Consider the following 17539-nt stretch of genomic DNA (forward strand, 5'->3'; position numbering starts at 1 on the left):
CGATGGCCGACCTGAGCGCAGTCTCCGCGCCGCCGCCGCCCGCCCCCCCGGCTGCACCGGCGAGCCCTCCGAACGCCGCTGTCGGATTCTTCGCCGCCGACTTCTCTCGCCTCCAGGGCGCGGAGACCTCCGCCTCGCGCCGGGCCCTGCGCGCCAAGGCCTGGGAGCATTTCGAGCGCCAGGGCTTCCCGACCCTGCGCCAGGAGGAGTGGCGGTTCACCAACGTCGCCCCGGTCGGCAAGACGCTCTTTCGCCGTCCCGCCGCAGTCGACCGCGCGCAGCTCGCCGCCGGCGTCGACGCCTTCCGGCTGGCCGGCACTGTCGAGCTCGTCTTCGTCGACGGACGATTCGACGCCGGGCTGTCGGCGACCGAGCTCCCGGCCGGCCTGACGGTGACGCACGTCTCCTGTCCTTCGGACGCGAGCCGCGCCGACGCCCTCCTGGGGAGCGTCGCCGGCATCGACACACGCCCGTTCGCGGCGGTTGCGACCGCCCTCTTCGAGGAGCTCGCCTTCGTCGAAGTGGCGCCCGGAGCGGTCGTCGATGCCCCCCTCCACCTGCTCTTCTACTCGACGGCGCAGGAGGTCCCGGGTGCGAGCTTTCCGCGCACGCTGATCCACGCTGGCGAGCACTCCCAGGCGACCATCGTCGAGAGCTACGCCGGCGACACCGATGCGGTCTACCTGACCTGCCCGGTCACCGAGATCGTCGCGGAGGCGGCCGCCATCGTCGACCACTACAAATTCCAGCGCGACAGCCGGGAGGCATTTCATCTGTCCGGCCTGGCGCTCGCGACCGCTCGCGGATCGAGTGTCTCGACCCATTCTTTCTCGCTCGGCGGCGGGATCGTCCGCCACGACATCCAGGCCCGGCTCGCCGGGGAGGGGAGCGAGGCGACCCTGAACGGCCTCTATCTCGTCGACGGCCGGCAGGTCTGCGACACCCACATGCGCGTCGACCACGTAGCGGCCCATTGCGACAGCCACGAGCTCTACAAGGGAATCCTCGACGGCCGGTCGCGGGCCGTCTTCAACGGCCGGATCTTCGTGCACAAGGGGGCGCAGAAGACCGACGCCAAGCAGACCAACCGCAATCTCTTGCTCTCGGACGACGCGCTGGTCAACACCAATCCGCAGCTCGAGATCTTCGCCGACGACGTCAAGTGCACGCACGGCTCGACGGTCGGGCAGCTCGACGACGACGCCATCTTCTACCTGCGCTCGCGCGGCATTGGCGCCGAAGCGGCGAAGAGCCTGCTGACCTACGCCTTCGCCAGCGACCTCGTGGAGCGGGCCAAGGTCCCGGCCCTGGCACGGGAGCTGCGCGAGTTCCTCTTTCACTGGATCCCGCAGGGTGATGTCGTCCGCGACGCCGTCTGAGGCCGTCCCGCGAGGGGAGCTCGACGTCGAGCGCCTGCGGGACGATTTCCCGATCCTCGCCCGCCGGATCGGCGAGGCGCCGCTCTCCTACCTCGACAGCGCGGCGACCTGCCAGAAGCCGCGCCCGGTCCTCGTCGCCATGCAGCGGTTCTGCGAGGAGAGCTACGGCTCGGTGGCGCGCGGTGTTCATCAGCTCGCAGCCGAGGCGACCCGGCAGTACGAAGCGGCCCGGGCCCGGGTCGGAGCCTTCCTGGGAGCCGCCTCGGCGGAGGAGATCGTCTTCGTGCGCGGCACGACCGAAGCGGCGAATCTCGTCGCCTGGAGCTTCGCACGCCCGAGGCTCGCGGCCGGCGACGAGATTCTGGTCACCGAGCTCGAGCACCACTCGAATCTCGTTCCCTGGCAGATGGTCTGCGAGGAGCGCGGCGCGCATCTGGTCGTCGTCCCGGTCGACGAGCGCGGCGAAGTCGATCCGGAGGAGTTCTCGAGCCGTCTCGGGCCGCGCACGAAGCTCGCCGCCTTCGCGCACGTTTCGAACGCGCTCGGCACCGTTCTGCCGGTGGCCGAGCTGGTACGACGCGCGCACGCTGCCGACGTGCCGGTTTTCGTCGACGGCGCGCAGTCGGCCCCCCATATGCGGGTCGACGTCGCAGCGCTCGGCTGCGACTTCTTCGCCTTCTCGGGCCACAAGGTCTACGGTCCGACCGGAATTGGAGCGCTCTACGGGCGGCAGGAGCTCCTCGCCGCCATGCCGCCCTGGCAGGGCGGCGGCGGCATGATCCGGAGCGTTACCTTCGAGGCGACGACCTACGACGACCCGCCGCGCCGTTTCGAGGCAGGCACACCGGCCGCAGTCGAAGCGATCGGTCTCGCCGCGGCCATCGACTACGTCGAGGCGATCGGCTGGCCGGCGATCGAGCGCCACGAACGGAGCCTGGTCGAAGCGGCGGTCCGAGGTCTCGAAGCGATTCCGGGTCTCTCCCTCATCGGCCGGCCGCGGGAACGCGCCGGAGTGGTCTCGTTCGTGCTCGCCGGCATCCACGCCCACGACCTCGGAACGGTGCTCGACCACTACGGAGTCGCGGTGCGCGCCGGACATCATTGCGCGCAGCCGCTCATGCGCCGGTTCGGTGTGCCGGCGACCGTGCGCGCCTCGTTCGCGCTCTACAACACCCACGACGAGGTCGCGGCCCTGCTGCGGGCGCTCGCGGGAGCCCAGGCGATCTTCGGTACGGCGGGCGGCCGGGACGCAAGCGGCGAGCGCCGGGAGGGCGGCAGATGAACGAGCTCCAGGTGCTCTATCAGGAGGTGCTGCTCGACCACTATCGCAGCCCGCGCAACCAGGGCCATCTGGCCTCGCCGACGGGCCGTGCCGAGGGTCACAATCCGCTCTGTGGCGACCGCATCGCGGTCGAGGTCGAGGTGGAGGGCGAACGCCTGCAGAAAGTGGCGTTCGAGGGCGGCGGCTGTGCCATTTCCACCGCCTCCGCTTCGCTCATGACCGAAGCGGTCGCCGGCATGACGCAGAGCGAGATCGCGGAGCTCTTCGACCAGTTCCGCAAGGCGGTGACCGGCGATCCGGCCGCCGATCCCGAGCCGCTCGGCAAGCTCGCCGTCCTCTGCGGCGTCAAGGATTTTCCGATGCGGGTGAAGTGCGCGACCCTGGCCTGGCACACGCTGTTGGCGGCGCTCGCCGGCGGCGGCAAGGTCTCGACCGAATAGGCTTTCCTCGCGCCATCGATCCGGCGCGCCCGACAACTGGCACAGGCAGGCGTCGAGACGCTGCGCGAGGTTGCGGCGCGGTCGCGGTGCCGTCGGCTCCGCGGTCGGCGTGGTAGCGTTCCGGCGCGTCTCGGACTTCGCGGGAAGGAGACCGGAAATCCGTTCGTTCTCTGCCGATCGGCTCGGGTTTCTCGCCGGCCTGGCGGCGATCTACTGGATCGCCCTCGGGGAGCCTCGACCCGCCGCTGCGCAACTTCTTCCGTTCACCGTCTACTCCGCCGAGGAAGGCCTGGCCGCGTCGCAGGTCTGGCACGTCCTGCAGGATCGCCGCGGTTACCTCTGGGTGGCGACCACCTGGGGCCTCTGCCGTTACGACGGAATCTCCTTCTCGACGATCTCGGTTCCTGACGGCCTGCCGAGCCCGAACGTCCGGCTGACGCTCGAGGACGAGACCGGCACGCTCTGGGTCGGCACCAACGCCGGCGTCGCTTCGTACGACGGCCGCACCGTCGTCTCCCACGCCGGCCGCGGCGGCGCCCTCGCAGGAACGATCTGGTCCGGCGCGATCGACCGTCACGGCGTCGTCTGGTTCGGCAGCGACCGTGGCCTGGTCTCCTGGAACGGCGAGGAGTTCCGCACCTTCGGGAGCGCCGACGGCCTGGCCGACGACTACGTCTACTCGGTGCTACCGGCGAGCGATGGTTCCCTCTGGCTGGGATCGCGCGGTCATGGCGTCGCGCGCTGCACTCTCGAGCCGGGCGGCCGCCTGGGGAGCTGCCGTGTCTTCACCGAGGCCGACGGCTTGAGCCACAACGCAGTGCGGGCGATGGCGGAGGACGCTGCGGGCGTTCTCTACTTCGCGACCCGCGGCGGTGGGCTGGCGCGTTTCGATGGCAACGGTTTCACGCGCTTCGGCGCCGCGGACGGGCTGCCCGACGACGATCTCTACGCCCTCCTCGTGACCCGCGACGGCAGCGAGCTCGTCGTCGGCAGCTCCGCCGGCATCGGCATCTGCCCGCTGCCCGCGATGCGGCCCTGCCGCCTGCTGCGCGAGGCGAATGGCCTCGCGGACGACGACATCCACAGCCTCGTCGAGGATCGTGAAGGCGCGCTCTGGATCGGCTCCGAAGGTGGCCTCAGCCGCTTGGCACGCCGCGACCTGTGGAGCTACGGCGAGCGCGAGGGGCTGCCGGACAAGCAGGTCTACGCGCTCGCGACGGATGGCCGCGGCGGCATCTGGGCCGGCACGGTGGGAGGCCTGGGACACCTCTCCTTCGGTCCCAACGGCGAGCCCACGGCGAAGGTCTGGAGACGCAACGAAGGCCTGCCGGCGGACTGGGTCTGGGCGCTGCTCCAGAGCCGCCGGGGAGAGCTCTGGGTGGGCACCGAGAATGGGCTCTCGCGCCTCCTGCCCTCCGGCCGCTTCGAGACCCTGACCGTTGCGGACGGCCTCGCCGGCAACTACGTGGTGAGTCTCTTCGAAGACCGCTCCGGAGCGCTCTGGGTGGGAGCCCTCGACGGCCTGTCGCGCATTCGCTTCGATGCCGACCGGCGCCCGTTGGAGGTGCGGAGCTTCCGGGCCGCGGACGGCCTGCCGGTGCAGCGCGCCTATGACATCGCCGAAGACGCCGGCGGGCGGCTCTTCATCGCCCACGGCGAAGGCCTCTCCTATAGCGACGGCGACCGCTTCCAGCAGGTGGGAGGGGCGTCCGGGCTCGATACCGGCAGTGTCCGCGCGCTGGCCCAGACCGCCGATGGCACTCTCTGGGCTGGTGGCTACGCCCGGCTGGCGCGGCTGATCTCTGCGCCGGGAAGCGGGTCGCCCCGCTTCGTCACCTACGGCGCGGCGAGCGGTCTCGCGGATCTGCTCGTGCTGACCATCGCCGACGACCGCGAGGGAAGACTCCTCCTGGGCACCAATCATGGAGTCCTCCTCTTCGACCCGTCGGCGCGCGGCGGGCTCGGGGCGGTCCAGGCGCGTTTCGACCGCGCTTCGGGCGCGATCGCGAGCGAGATCTCCCACAGCAACGCCTTCGCGCGGGACGAGTCCGGCCGCTCCTGGTTCGGCTTCAAGGGCGGACTGACCGGAATCCCGCCCGACCTCGGTGCACCGCGAGCGCCGGGGCCGCCGCCGGTATTCTTCGAGCGCCTGGCGACGCGCAGCGGATCCGAGTTTCACGCTCCGTTTGCGGGCCATGGACTCGCCGACGAGGTGCAGTTGGGACGGGAGCCGATCGTTCTGGCGCCCTCCGACTCGAACCTCCGCGTCGAAGTGCGCGCGCTGACCTTCAGCGGCGAGGGACAGCTGCGCTACCAGTTCCAGCTCGTCGGCTTCGAGAGCGCCTGGTCCGAGCCCCAGTCCGAAGCGTTCCGCGACTACACCAACCTCGATCCGGGCTCGTATCGCCTGCAGGTGCGGGCCGCGCTCGCCAACGGTGAGTGGAGCGCACCGGTCGAGCTCGCGCTCGAGGTCCTGCCGGCCTGGTACCAGCGCCGCCTGGTAGGACTTCTCCTCGCCCTGGCCCTGCTCGGGGCGGCCTTTGCCGCGGCCGCCTTCCGCACGCGGCGCATCCGGGCGCACAATCGCGCGCTGGAAAGAGACATCACCGAGCGCACCGACGACCTCGCCCGCTACACCCGCGCGCTCGAGGAGCATGCGCACGCGCTCGACCGCGCCAACGAGCGCATCCGGCTCGCCGACCGCCATCGCAGCGAGTTCCTGGCGAAGATGAGCCACGAGCTCCGGACCCCGTTGACGTCGGTTCTCGGCTTCGCGGCGCTGCTCGCCGACGGCCTCGGTGGCGGGCTCGATCCCCGCCATGCGCGCTACCTCGAGAACATCAGGGAGAGCGGCAATCAGCTCCTGCGCCTCATCAACAATCTCCTCGATCAGGCCAAGATCGAGGCGGGCAGGATGGACCTGCAACTCGAACCGGCGAGCCTCGAGTCGATCGTCGAAAGCGCGCTCTCGATGATGGAGGGCTACGGCGCCACGCGGGGCGTTCACCTCGCGGCGCAGTTTGGTGGCAATGTGCCGGCGATCGTGGTCGATGTCGCGAAGCTCCGCCAGGCGATCCTCAACCTGCTGTCGAACGCGATCAAGTTCTCGGTCCGCGGCAGCGCGGTCGAGGTCCGCACGCGCTTCCTGCCGTCCGCGGAGTCCGGCTTCGGCGGTGGTGCCTACGAGATCGTCGTCGCCGACCAGGGGCCGGGGATCGAGCCCGCCGACCACGAGCGAATCTTCGAGCCTTTCCGCCAGTTGGCGACGCGCGGCGAGACGGTGCCCGGCACCGGCCTCGGACTCTCGATCGCGCGCCAGTTCATCGCCCTGCTCGGTGGCGCGCTCGAAGTCGAGTCGGCGGTCGGCGAGGGTGCGGCCTTCCGGATCCGCCTGCCGGTGAACGCTACGGCGCGACTTCAGGGGGCCCGGGAGCCGGCACGGGCAGGGGAACCCGGCGCGGTCGACCGGCCGCGGGTCGTGGTACTCGAGCCGGACCGCGGACGCTTCACGATGGCGGCCGGCGATCTCGAGCGCCAGGGCTTCCTCGCGGTGCGCGCGCCCGACAGCGACGAAGCGCGCCGGATGCTGCGCGAGCTGCGCCCGGCGGTGGTCGCGGTCGACATCTATCCCGAGCGTCTGGAGGCCTGGACGACGCTGCTCGCGCTCGAGAGCGATCTCTCGCGGGCGGCGATTCCACTGGTACTTTTCGCCTTCGCCACCGGCAGCGAGAGAGGAGTGGCGGCGAGCTTCGAGCGGCTTCTCCACGCTCCGGCCTCCGCTGGCGAGCTGGTGAGCGCGCTGCAGAGCGCGCCTGCCCGGAGCGGCCCGGACGCTTCCGGGAGACGCCGCGCCGGCCCGCAACGGCGCACGGTCTGGCTGGCCGCCGGCCAACGTCAGGCCCCACCGGAGCTCGATTCCGAGCTCGCCGGTGCCGGATTCCCTTGCCAGCGGCCGACAACGCCGGGCCGCGCGTTGGCGCAGGCGGCGGGCGGGGAGTTCGCCGCGATCGTCGTCGATCTGGGCGACCGCACCGCCGGCGGTCTCGAGATGGCCGTCGAGATGCAGGCCGGAAGAGCCTCCGATGCCGTGTGGATCGCACTTGCCCCCGCGGAGCTGACCTCGAGCGAGCGCAAGCGGCTCATCGAGTATGTCGAGGGCGCCGCCGGTTCGGCCGGATCGGCGATCTCCGCTGCGGCGCTGCGGGTGACGCGCGGAGCGGCCGAGCCGTCGGGCGAGACACCGACCCGACCGCGGTAGACGCGGCTGAGGCGCCTTCATGCCGGACATGGCAGGACTCTCGCAGGGCAGAGACCGTATGATGACGCCGATGACGCGCGCGCGACCGCACCTGGCCGGCCGACGGACGCTCCCGGCGCGGCTGCGGCTCGCTGTGCTGGTCTTGCTGCTCGCGCCGACCGCCGTCTTGCGGGCGGACGAGACGCTGCACTACCGCTGGAAGATCGAGGGCTTCTTCGGCGCCCTGGCCGGACTCTTCTTTCCCAGCCACGGCGACGCCAGGCTCAGCCAGTCCACCCTGGCCAGTGGGAATCTGCAAAGCTCCCTGCTCATCACCTCGGACGAGGTGAAAGACGCGAGCTACTTCACCTACGAGGCCGAGATCGAGCCCGCCACGGGACGCACGGTCACGGCGCGCTCGAGTCAGCTGTGGCAGGGCAAACAGAAGGACAAGTCGAGCCCGCCGCTCGAAGCGGGAACAGTCGATGTCGCCTCGGCGATCCACCTGCTGCGCCGGACCCTCCCCACGACCTCGCAGGAGATGGAGATCTGGTCCGACGGCAAGCTCTATCCCGTCCAGGTCCAGCCGGCCGGCACCGAAACACGCAAGGTCGGTGGAAAGTCGGTGGAGACGCTCCACTACACGATCCGGCCGCTGGTGCGTCCCGAGCGCCGGGTGTGGAAGGGTGAGCTCGATCTCTGGTTCGCTCGCGATCCGCAAGCGACGCCGGTCGAGATGCTGGTCGCCCGCTCGCCGGCGCGGCTGCGCCTCGCGCTCGTCCAGAAACCGTAGGAGAGTCACTCTCGACCCAAGGAGGTCCGCATGTGGAATCGAAGAGAGGTGTTGCAAGGTTCGACCCTGGCGCTGGCTGGACTCGCCCTGCCCGCGACGCTCGCTGCCGGCTCTACCCAGGACCCCATCGCCGGCTCGCCCCCGGCAGCCAAGGCGCTCGGCGCGTTCGTCCTGCCGCCGCTGCCCTACGCCTACGACGCGCTCGAACCGGCGATCGACGCCGAAACGATGCGGTTGCACCACGGCAAGCACCACGCGACCTATGTCGCCAAGTTGAACGAAGCCATCGCGGCCGCGCCGGACCTGGCCGGCAAGAGCGTCGAAGAGCTCCTGCGGGACCTCGCACGGGTGCCCGAGGCGGTGCGCACCGCGGTGCGCAACCACGGCGGCGGGCATGCCAATCACACCCTGTTCTGGACTTCCATGAAGCCCGGCGGATCCGCCCCGCCCGCCGGCCGGCTGGCAGCAGCGGTCGCCGCGCAGTTCGGGTCGTTCGACGGCCTGCGCGAGCAGCTGACGAAGGCCGCCGGGGGCGTCTTCGGCAGCGGCTGGGCCTGGCTGTCGCTCGACGCCGGCAAGAAGCTTGCTGTCGCGACGCTGCCCAATCAGGATTCGCCGCTGTCGGCGGGCCAGGCGCCGCTCCTCGGGATCGATGTCTGGGAGCACGCCTACTATCTGAAGTACCAGAATCGCCGCGCCGACTACGTCCAGGCCTTCTTCTCCGTCGTCGATTGGAGCGCGGTCGGACGGCGGTACGAGGAGACCGTCGGCCCGGTCTGATCCGCCCCGTCACGGTCATCCGCATTCCCGCTCCGGGCGTAGGGAGAAGGAGAGTGGGAGTGCGGAGATCGTGAGAAGATGCGCCTGACGTCGACAACAGCCCTGCAGAAACCCGTTGCGGCGGAGCTCTGTCGGGACGGGCGACGCCCCCAAAGGATGACTCCTCAGCCCTCCGACCTCGAACTTTTGCAACGCGTCGCGGTCGCCGACCGAGAGGCTTTCCGGCTGTTCTACGACCGCCATGCGCCGCAGGTGCTCGCCTATGTGCGCTCCCTGGGCAGGAGCCGCGACGCCTCCGAGGATGTCGTGCAGGAGGTTTTCCTCGCCGTGTGGAGGAAGGCCGGCACCTATCGGCCGGAGCGCGGCGACGTCGCCGGTTGGCTCTACACCATGACCCGCAACAAGGTGGTGGACCTCTGGCGCAAGCTCCCGACCGGCTCCGACCAGAGCACGGAGGAGTCGCTGGCGGCGCTCTCCGAGCGCCCGGAAGCCGAGAGCCGGGTGGTGTCGATCAGTCTGCGCAAGGCGATGGCCGACCTGAAGCTCGAGCAGCGCCAGGCGCTCGAGCTCGCCTACTTCGGCGGCCTCACGTACGAGGAGACGGCGGAGCGCCTGAAGCTGCCGGTGGGAACGTTGAAATCGAGAATCCGTGCCGGGCTCGCCCTGATGCGCGGCGTACTGTCGGAGAGCGGCTCGTCGAGCCTCTAGGAAATCGCGCATGAGTCGAGAACTTGCCCATCCGCAGGACGAGACCCTTCTGGATCTCGCCGCCAGTCAGTTGGATCGTCCCCACAAGCTGGTGCTCGAGGCGCATCTCGAGCACTGCGGCGCCTGTCGCCAACGCGTCGGCGAGCTGGCGGCTCCGGGAGGATGGTGGCTCGAGCAGTTGCCGTCCGAGGCGCCGTCGCGCGAGCTCTGGGAGAGGCTGGAGCGCCGGGTGGCCGCGCCGGCGCCGGCGGATCCGTTCGCGGCGCACTTGCCGCTGCCGGCAGCCCTGCGCACCGAGCTCGCTGGCGAGCGTCGGCCGCGCTGGTGGTCGATCGGTCTGAACGGCGGCCGGATCACGGTCCTGCTCGAGGACGCGGTCACGAAGTCGCTGCTGTGTCTCGGCGAGATGCCGGGCGGGCGGCGCTTTCCCCGCCACGAGCACCTGGGGTTCGAGCAGGTCACGGTCCTGGCCGGCGGCTATGCCGACGAGCGCGGTGAGTTCCTCGCCGGGGACTATGCGGTCTACGAGCCCGGCTCGGTGCACGGTCCCGATACCCTCGACGGCGACCCCTGTTGGACCCTCTTTCGCCTCGACGGCAAGGTGCGCTTCGGCGGCTGGCGTGGAGCGCTGCAGCGGATCTTCGGTTAGTCGAAGCCGTCCGCCCGTCGCCCCCGGCACCGCAGGCGGCCGCATCGCCATTTGCTAAACTTCGCAATTCGATGAAGATTCGACGCGCCGCGAAATACGGGTTCTGTGCCGGCGTCAGGATCGCCGACAAGAAGGTCAAGAAGTTCGCTCGCGAAGGCAACCGCGGCTCGATCCTCGGCCAGGTCGTCCACAACGAGCGCGTCGTCGACGAGATGGCGCAGTTGGGCGTCGGAACGGTGCAGCATTTCGAAGAGGCCGACGCCGGGGCGATCATCTTTTCGGCCCACGGCGTGCCGCCTTCGTTCCACGAGCGCGCTCAGGCCCGTGGCCTCAAGATCCTGGACACTACCTGTCCGTTCGTCTACGACATCCACGACGAGGCGAGCGTCGCGCTGGCCGAGGGCGCCCACCTGGTCTTCATCGGCGATCCGCATCATCGCGAGGTGACCGGCTACACCCGCGACCTCGATCCCGGGCGCTTCCACATCCTGATGGATGTCGAAGAGGCCCGTGGGATCGACTGGTCGCGCTACTCCAAGGTCAAGATCTTCTACCAGACGACGCTGAACGCCGACGACTTCGAGGATCTCGCGGGCTACATCGAGTCGCAGGTTTCCGCGACGCGGGCCGACACGATCTGCTACGCCACCAAGGAGAACCAGGAGGCGGCGCACGAGCTCGGGCGCGACCCGGAGATCGGGTTGATCCTGGTGATCGGCGGCAAGAGGAGCGCCAACACCCGGCATCTGTGGGAGATCTGCGCGCGCTCGAAGCCCTCTCACCTCATTCAGGGGGCGGAGGACATCGATCCCGCCTGGTTTCATGGGGTCGCCGCGGTCGGGATCACCGCCGGCGCGTCGACTCCCGACTATGTTGTCGACGAGGTCGAGGCGGCCATCGAACGCCTGGCACCGATGGCTCCGATGGCCCCGGCGGGGGCCCCCTCTTGACCGGCCGGGACCGGTGAGCGATCCGCTCGCCAGGCTGCGCGAGGTGGTGCGCGGTCGCGGCGTGCGCGTCGTGCTGCCCGAGGCCGGCGACTCGCGTATCCGAAGCGCGGCTGCGGAGTGTGTCCGGCGCGGCCTCTGCGAGCCGGTCTGGCTGGAAGAGAGCGCGCCGGCCGTCCTGGCTGCGGCCCGCGACCACCTCGCTCGCCGCCTCGCGGCCCGCGGCCTCGCCGGCGAGGAGCTCGGACGAAGGCTCTCCGACCCCCTCCATCTGGCCTGCGCGCTGGTCGCCGACGGTGCTGCCGGTGCCGCGGTGATGGGCGCCGAGGCGACGACCGCCGACACCCTGCGCGCGGCTCTCGCCGCCGTCGGCCCACGGCCCGGGGTCGGCCGGGTCTCCTCGTGCTTCCTGATGACGTTGCGCGACGGACGATCTTTGGTCTACTCAGACTGCGCCGTGGTGCCCGACCCCGGGGCGGAAGAGCTCGCCGACATCGCGGTGGCCGCCGCGGCGAGCTGCCGGCTGCTTCTCGCCGAGGAACCGCGAGTCGCGCTGCTCTCTTTTTCGACCCACGGCAGCGCCCGCCATGAGCGGGTCGACAAGGTCGCGGCGGCGGCAGCGATCCTCGGGCGGCGCAGGGTCGATTTCGAATTCGAAGGCGAGATCCAGGCGGACGCCGCGCTGGTGCCGGAGGTGGCGGCGCACAAGTCGCGGGGTGCCGCCGTGCGGGGGCTCGAGGGGCGGGCGAACGTCCTCGTCTTTCCCGATCTCGATGCCGGAAACATCGCTTACAAACTCACCGAGCGACTGGCCGGGGCGCGGGCACTCGGACCGCTCTTGCAAGGACTCGCCTGTCCGGTGCACGATCTCTCCCGGGGCTGCTCGGTGGAGGACGTCGTCGATGTGATGACCGTCGCCGCGGCGGCCGCGCTGGGCCGGATGCCACGGATCGCCGAGAGCGGCCCGACGGCCGACCTGCGCGCGCACGAAAGGAGCTGCCGTTGAAAGTACTCGTGGTGGGCGGCGGTGGCCGCGAGCATGCCCTGTGCTGGAAACTGCGGCAGAGCCCGGAGCTCACCGAGCTCTACTGTGCGCCGGGGAATCCGGGGATCGCTGCGGTCGCCGACTGCGTCCCGATCGCCGCCGAGGAGATCCATTCGCTCGCCGATTTCGCGCAGGAGGCCGCGATCGACCTCACCATCGTCGGGCCCGAACTGCCGTTGACCCTGGGTATCGTCGACGAGTTCCAGGCCCGCGGGTTGCGGATCTTCGGCCCCAAGCGGCACGCCGCCGAGCTCGAGGGCTCGAAGGTCTTCGCCAAGGAGTTCCTTCGCCGGCACGCCATCCCGACGGCCGACTTCGAGATCGTGCACGACCGTGCCCAGGCCGCTGCAGCGGCGGTGCGCTTCGGCTTCCCGGTGGTGCTGAAGGCGGACGGTCTCGCGGCGGGCAAGGGTGTCATCGTGGCGGTCGACGTCGCCGAGCTCGAGGCGGCGCTCGTCACCCTGTTCGACGAACGACGCTTCGCGACCGCCGCCGATCGCGTAGTGGTCGAGGAGTTCCTCGAGGGCGAGGAGGTTTCGTTCATCGCAATCTCCGACGGCGAGCGCATCCTGCCCTTCGCGACGGCGCGCGATCACAAGCGTCTGCTCGACGGCGACCGCGGCCCCAACACCGGCGGCATGGGTGCCTTCAGTCCGTCAGGCCTCCTGTCGGCCGACCTGGCCGCGAAAATCCTCGAGGACGTGATGCTGCGGACGATTCGCGGCATCGCCTCCGAAGGGCGGCCGTTCGTCGGGGTGCTCTACGCCGGACTGATGCTCACCGGCGACGGCCCGAAGGTGCTCGAATTCAACGCCCGATTCGGCGACCCGGAGGCCCAGGCCCTTTTTCTCCGCCTCGAGGACGACCTGTTGCCGATCCTCGCTGCCGGCGCGGCCGGGAACTTCGGCATCACCCGGCTGCACTTCCGCAAGGAGGCTGCGGCGGTGATCGTCCTGGCGAGCGCCGGCTATCCGGAGAAGCCGGTACAGGGCGAGCCGATCCTCGGCCTCGACCGGGCGGCGGCACTTCCCAACGTCGAGATCTTTCACTCCGGAACCGCCCTCGTCGACGGCGTCGTTGTGGCCGCCGGCGGGCGGGTCCTCTCGGTCGGAGCGACCGGGTCGACCCTCGCCGAGGCGCTGAAGAGCGCCTACGCCGCCGCCTACGAGGTTCATTGGCCATCGAAGATCCTGCGCAAGGACATCGGCCGGCGCGCCCTCGAGCATGGGACTCTCACCGGCGAAAGCGGCCTCTTCCGCCTGCCGATCCCCGACGACTCCGACTCTTAGCCCGGCGCCACCGCGACGGCGCCGAATCACGTTGACAGCCCCTGGGGGGGGTGCCATCATGGCCGCAGGTTCGTGGTCGTCAGCCCGCCGGACGCCTCAGAGGGGCGTGTCATCGGCTCTCCTCGCCGCTTCTGGCGTGTTTCCTTGGTATTGATCGTGCAGTTCAGGTGAGCCAGTCATGTCCGGTTGCGGCGGTTGCTCCTACAAGGGAATGTCCACGGCGGTCGAAACCGCCTACGTGGGTGTGCGCTTCGGCGAGGAGACCAACCTCACCCTCTGCGGGACCGGCGGCGAGCTCCTCGGCAGGGGCGCCGGGGTCATCGTCGAGGTGGAGGGCGAACCGGCCTACGGCCGTGTCGAGCAGTCCCCGATGCCGATCTTCAAGCCCTGCCAGAAGGCCTCCGCGAAGGCGATCCTGCGGCCGGCGACGACCGAAGACCAACAGGCGTTCGAGGCCAAGCTGGAGCGCGAGCGCGCCGCCAAGCTCTTCTGTCTCGAGCGCGTGCGGGCGCTCAAGCTCGAGATGAAGATCTCGAAGGTCGATTTCTCCCTGTCCGGCAAGAAGGCGACCCTGCACTTCACTGCCGAGCACCGGATCGACTTTCGCCAGCTCGTGCGCGATCTCTCACAGCGCTTTGGCGCCCGGATCCAGATGGTGCAGGTCGGGTCGCGTGACGAGGCGGCACTGCTCGGCGGCGTCGGCGTCTGCGGGCAGACGCTGTGCTGCTCGACCTGGCTCAAGGACTTCCGGCCGATCTCCATCCAGATGGCCAAACGCCAGAACCTCTCGCTCAATCCGTCGAAGATCTCCGGTCAGTGCGGGCGGCTCCTCTGCTGTCTCGCCTACGAAGACGATCAGTACAAGGGCGCCAGGCGCCCGAAGGAAGACCCCCCGGTGACGGCAGCCTCATGAGCCAGCGTAAGTTGATTCGCCCCGACATCTCCGACAAGCGTGGCAGCGAGCCGCGTGCCGTGACCCGGCGCAAGCTCTCCCCTCCGGAGCAGACCAACGCCGAAGAGTTCTATTACCTGAAGCAGATGTCGGCGCGTACGCCGATGGTCGTCGTGCTGACCAACGACGAAGAGCTGCGCGGCTGGATCGAGTGGTACGACAAGGGTGCGATCAAGCTCAACCGCGCGGCCGGACCGAACCTGCTGATCCCGAAGCACAACATCCGCTACCTCTTCAAGGAAGAGGAGCTGCGCCGCACCCGGCGCCGGAGCCCCGAAGTGTCGGAGTCGGGCGCACCGCCCGGCAAGCGTGGGCCGGTCCCTGAAGAGGCCGGCTTGCCAGAGACCGAGCCGGAGAGCGAAGAGTAGGACCGTGTCCCTTCCGATCCTCGCGCTCACCCAGGGTGATCCGGCGGGAATCGGCCCCGAGATCCTGCTCAAGACGCTCGCCGCGAGCGGATCGAAGGCCTCCCACACCGCCGGTATCGCCGGCCCCGCTGCGCCCGTCGTCCTCCTGATCGCCGAACGGGTCGCTCTCGAGACGGTCGCGGGGCTCGTCCCAGGCTTCCCTTGGGAACGGGTGGTCGAGGTGGACGCGCCCGACCGGGCGACGCTCGAGACTCTCGGCGGGCGCGTGGCTCTCCTCGATCCGGTGGCCGAGCGGCGCCAGCTCGAGCTGGGGCGCTCGCGCGCCGCCGACGCGCACGGCGCCATGGCGGCGCTCGACGTCGGCATCCGCCTCGCCCGGGGCGGCATCGTCGACGCGATCGTCACGGCGCCAATCTCGAAAGAATCGATCGCGCATCACCTCCTGCCCGGCTTCGTCGGGCACACCGACTACCTCGCTGCCGCGTGCGGCCTCGAGCGCTACGGCCGCGACTACCTCATGGCGTTCCTGGCTCCGGGGATGCAGGTGGCGCTCCTCTCCGTTCACCTGCCGCTGCGCGCGGCGCTCGACGGGATCGGCAGGGAGAGTGTTCTCGCGGCGCTCGAATGCCTCGAGCGCCATGCCGGCGGACGTATCGCGCTCGCGGGGATCAATCCCCACGCTGGCGAGGGCGGTCTCCTGGGCAGCGAGGAGGGGGAGATTCTCGTCCCTGCTGTCGCCGAAGCGCGACGGCGGGGGATCGACGTGCGCGGGCCCGAGAGCGCCGACTCGCTGTTCGCGCGCCTGGCGCGCGACGAGTTCGACTGGGTTCTGGCGCTTTACCACGACCAGGGCCTGATCGCAGTCAAGAGCGCGGCGTTCGGCCTGGCGACGAACTGGACCGTGGGCCTCCCCTTTCTGCGTACGTCCGTCGACCACGGCACGGCCTTCGCGATCGCCGGCAGCGGCCAGGCCGATGCCTCCCCGATGATCGCGGTGGTCGAGACCACTCTGAAGCTCCTCTCCGGCGAGCTGCCCCGGCGGCGCCGCGCCGAGGGCTAGCGGAACCGGGCGATGACCCAGGCGCCGACCCGACCGCCGAACGCACCGCCGACTGCGCTCGGCGACGGCGGCCCCCCTCCGGCAGCGGACCCACTGGCGCTGCTCAATGAGCTGGCGCGCGTCGCGACCCAGGACTTCGCACTGCGGCCGATGCTGCAGCGCATCACCGACACCCTGGCGAGCCGGCTCGGAATCGAGCTCGTCTCGCTGGTGCGCGTCGATCGCGCCTCGAGCTCGTTCGTTTGCGAGGCGCTGACGAGCTCCCTGCCCACCGAAGTGCACGTCGGGTACACCCGGGAGCTCGGCAGTGGTGTCGTCGGCCGGGTCGCCGAGAGCGGCAGGCCGCTGTTGCTCGACGACGTCGGCGACTTTGCAGGCTACGTCGAGACCCTCGGCGGCGTCGTGTCCGAGCTCTGCCTGCCGATCACCCACAGCGGCAAGGTCGTGGCGTTGCTGAATCTCGAAAGCCCCCGGCCAGCGGCGTTCCACGGTCAGCTGGCGCTGTTTTCGGCGGTCGCCGAGCAGGTCTCCGGCGCCATCGCCTCGGCCCGGCTGTTCGACGAGACCCGCCGCCGGGCGTTCTTCCTGGAAGTGGTCAGCGAGGTCTCGCACACGGCTCTGGCGGGCGGCGAGCTGCGCGAGGTCCTCGGGCGGCTGGCGCGCTACATCCAGGAGCGCTTCCACCTGACGCTCGCCGCCATCGTCGTATCGAACGAGTCCGGGAGCGAGTGGGAGCAGCGCGCGATCGCGCTGCGTCCGGGGCTTACGATGCCGCCCCGCAAGCGCTGGCCGGTCTCGGCGGGGATCGTCGGGCGGGCCATCCGTACCGGCGAGCCGCAGCTGGTCCTCGACACCGCCAACGACCCGGACTTCTTCGGGCTGGACGAGAAGATCACCTGCGAGTACGCCGTGCCGTTGCGCTTCCAGGGTCGCGTTCTGGGCGCGTTCAACATCGAGGGCGAGGACCGGGCAGTGATGAACGAGGAGAACCTGGCGCTCTTCCGCACCATCGCCGAGCAGATCGTCGGCCGTATCGAGCTCGCGCTGGTCAACCAGAAGCTGCAAGAGGCGAATCGCGAGCTCGAGGCGCTCGCGCGGCGAGACGCCCTGACCGGAGTCGCGAATCGCCGCCAGTTCGACGAGGCGCTCGAAGCCGAATGGCGGCGAGCCCGCCGCGCCCGATCTCCGATCGCCCTCGCTATCGCCGATGTCGATCACTTCAAGGCCTACAACGACGCCTGCGGACACCAGGCCGGGGATGCCTGCCTGCAGAGTGTGGCGCAGACGCTGGTCACCGTCGCGCATCGCGCCGGAGACCTGGTGGCGCGTTACGGCGGCGAGGAGTTCGCGATCCTCCTCCCCGGGCTGGACGGCGAGCAGGCCCGGGCGCTCGCGGAGGCGATGCGCCGGGCGGTGGAGCAGCGCGCCCTGCCGCACCCGTCGTCGCCGGTCGGCAAAGTGGTCACCGCGAGCCTGGGCGTCTGTTCGCTCGTGCCGCTGCGCGGCGACACCGCCTCGACGCTCGTGCACGAGACCGACCTGGCGCTCTATCGCGCCAAGGCCTCCGGCCGGAACCGCGTGGCGCGGTCCGGGTCGTCCTGACCGGGTTC

General features: G+C 70.2%; 15 protein-coding genes. All 15 read left to right on the forward strand.

Translation table 11 applies throughout. The features are described from left to right. Positions 1-2: 2 nt before the first annotated feature. The 15 genes from sufD (at position 3) to KBI44_13785 (ending at position 17531) form a co-directional block, all read left to right on the forward strand. Positions 3-1379: a Fe-S cluster assembly protein SufD gene (gene sufD / locus KBI44_13715; GenBank protein MBP9145538.1), complete on the forward strand. Its 1377-nt coding sequence runs from the start codon at positions 3-5 to the stop codon at positions 1377-1379. Beyond that, complete coding sequence (locus KBI44_13720) at positions 1357-2661, forward strand: cysteine desulfurase (GenBank protein ID MBP9145539.1); 1305 nt, start codon at positions 1357-1359, stop codon at positions 2659-2661. Before sufD ends, KBI44_13720 begins: the two co-directional genes overlap by 23 nt. Further along, the gene (locus KBI44_13725) at positions 2658-3101 is read left to right on the forward strand and encodes an SUF system NifU family Fe-S cluster assembly protein (protein MBP9145540.1); all 444 of its coding nucleotides are present in this window, start codon (positions 2658-2660) and stop codon (positions 3099-3101) included. Before KBI44_13720 ends, KBI44_13725 begins: the two co-directional genes overlap by 4 nt. Before the next feature lie 70 nt (positions 3102-3171). Next, positions 3172-7359 (forward strand): hypothetical protein, encoded by a 4188-nt coding sequence (locus tag KBI44_13730; protein ID MBP9145541.1) that lies wholly within the window; start codon positions 3172-3174, stop codon positions 7357-7359. A 70-nt stretch (positions 7360-7429) separates the two neighbouring features. Continuing rightward, positions 7430-8131 (forward strand): DUF3108 domain-containing protein, encoded by a 702-nt coding sequence (locus tag KBI44_13735; protein ID MBP9145542.1) that lies wholly within the window; start codon positions 7430-7432, stop codon positions 8129-8131. Between the two features lie 30 nt (positions 8132-8161). Beyond that, positions 8162-8911, forward strand: a complete 750-nt coding sequence (locus KBI44_13740) for a superoxide dismutase (protein ID MBP9145543.1) — start codon at positions 8162-8164, stop codon at positions 8909-8911. Positions 8912-9067: 156 nt separating this feature from the next. Beyond that, positions 9068-9619 (forward strand): sigma-70 family RNA polymerase sigma factor, encoded by a 552-nt coding sequence (locus KBI44_13745; GenBank protein MBP9145544.1) that lies wholly within the window; start codon positions 9068-9070, stop codon positions 9617-9619. A 10-nt stretch (positions 9620-9629) separates the two neighbouring features. Beyond that, the gene (locus tag KBI44_13750; GenBank protein ID MBP9145545.1) at positions 9630-10268 is read left to right on the forward strand and encodes a cupin domain-containing protein; all 639 of its coding nucleotides are present in this window, start codon (positions 9630-9632) and stop codon (positions 10266-10268) included. A gap of 71 nt (positions 10269-10339) precedes the next feature. Then, entirely contained in the window at positions 10340-11218 is an 879-nt protein-coding gene (gene ispH, locus KBI44_13755; protein MBP9145546.1) for a 4-hydroxy-3-methylbut-2-enyl diphosphate reductase, read from the forward strand. Continuing rightward, the gene (locus KBI44_13760; GenBank protein ID MBP9145547.1) at positions 11139-12221 is read left to right on the forward strand and encodes a hypothetical protein; all 1083 of its coding nucleotides are present in this window, start codon (positions 11139-11141) and stop codon (positions 12219-12221) included. Before ispH ends, KBI44_13760 begins: the two co-directional genes overlap by 80 nt. Further along, complete coding sequence (gene purD, locus KBI44_13765) at positions 12218-13549, forward strand: phosphoribosylamine--glycine ligase (protein MBP9145548.1); 1332 nt, start codon at positions 12218-12220, stop codon at positions 13547-13549. Before KBI44_13760 ends, purD begins: the two co-directional genes overlap by 4 nt. Positions 13550-13727: 178 nt before the next feature. Beyond that, complete coding sequence (locus KBI44_13770) at positions 13728-14462, forward strand: hypothetical protein (GenBank protein ID MBP9145549.1); 735 nt, start codon at positions 13728-13730, stop codon at positions 14460-14462. Next, positions 14459-14869 carry a hypothetical protein gene (locus KBI44_13775; GenBank protein MBP9145550.1) on the forward strand — a complete coding sequence of 137 codons (411 nt, stop codon included), beginning with the start codon at positions 14459-14461 and terminating at the stop codon, positions 14867-14869. The genes KBI44_13770 and KBI44_13775 overlap by 4 nt, the downstream gene beginning before the upstream one ends. A gap of 4 nt (positions 14870-14873) precedes the next feature. Beyond that, positions 14874-15929 carry a 4-hydroxythreonine-4-phosphate dehydrogenase PdxA gene (locus KBI44_13780; GenBank protein ID MBP9145551.1) on the forward strand — a complete coding sequence of 352 codons (1056 nt, stop codon included), beginning with the start codon at positions 14874-14876 and terminating at the stop codon, positions 15927-15929. A gap of 12 nt (positions 15930-15941) precedes the next feature. Further along, positions 15942-17531 (forward strand): diguanylate cyclase, encoded by a 1590-nt coding sequence (locus KBI44_13785; protein MBP9145552.1) that lies wholly within the window; start codon positions 15942-15944, stop codon positions 17529-17531. Positions 17532-17539: the final 8 nt, after the last annotated feature.

The organism is Thermoanaerobaculia bacterium (assembly GCA_018057705.1).
In the GTDB taxonomy this organism is placed as follows: domain Bacteria; phylum Acidobacteriota; class Thermoanaerobaculia; order Multivoradales; family JAGPDF01; genus JAGPDF01.

Bases quoted from the DNA above. Each gene is read 5' to 3' on its own strand.
- sufD (MBP9145538.1), top strand. From the start codon at position 3: ATGGCCGACCTGAGCGCAGTCTCCGCGCCGCCGCCGCCCGCCCCCCCG.
- KBI44_13745 (MBP9145544.1), top strand. From the start codon at position 9,068: ATGACTCCTCAGCCCTCCGACCTCGAACTTTTGCAACGCGTCGCGGTC.
- KBI44_13740 (MBP9145543.1), top strand. From the start codon at position 8,162: ATGTGGAATCGAAGAGAGGTGTTGCAAGGTTCGACCCTGGCGCTGGCT.
- KBI44_13760 (MBP9145547.1), top strand. From the start codon at position 11,139: ATGTTGTCGACGAGGTCGAGGCGGCCATCGAACGCCTGGCACCGATGG.
- KBI44_13735 (MBP9145542.1), top strand. From the start codon at position 7,430: ATGACGCGCGCGCGACCGCACCTGGCCGGCCGACGGACGCTCCCGGCG.
- ispH (MBP9145546.1), top strand. From the start codon at position 10,340: ATGAAGATTCGACGCGCCGCGAAATACGGGTTCTGTGCCGGCGTCAGG.
- KBI44_13720 (MBP9145539.1), top strand. From the start codon at position 1,357: ATGTCGTCCGCGACGCCGTCTGAGGCCGTCCCGCGAGGGGAGCTCGAC.
- KBI44_13775 (MBP9145550.1), top strand. From the start codon at position 14,459: ATGAGCCAGCGTAAGTTGATTCGCCCCGACATCTCCGACAAGCGTGGC.
- KBI44_13770 (MBP9145549.1), top strand. From the start codon at position 13,728: ATGTCCGGTTGCGGCGGTTGCTCCTACAAGGGAATGTCCACGGCGGTC.
- KBI44_13750 (MBP9145545.1), top strand. From the start codon at position 9,630: ATGAGTCGAGAACTTGCCCATCCGCAGGACGAGACCCTTCTGGATCTC.
- KBI44_13785 (MBP9145552.1), top strand. From the start codon at position 15,942: ATGACCCAGGCGCCGACCCGACCGCCGAACGCACCGCCGACTGCGCTC.
- KBI44_13725 (MBP9145540.1), top strand. From the start codon at position 2,658: ATGAACGAGCTCCAGGTGCTCTATCAGGAGGTGCTGCTCGACCACTAT.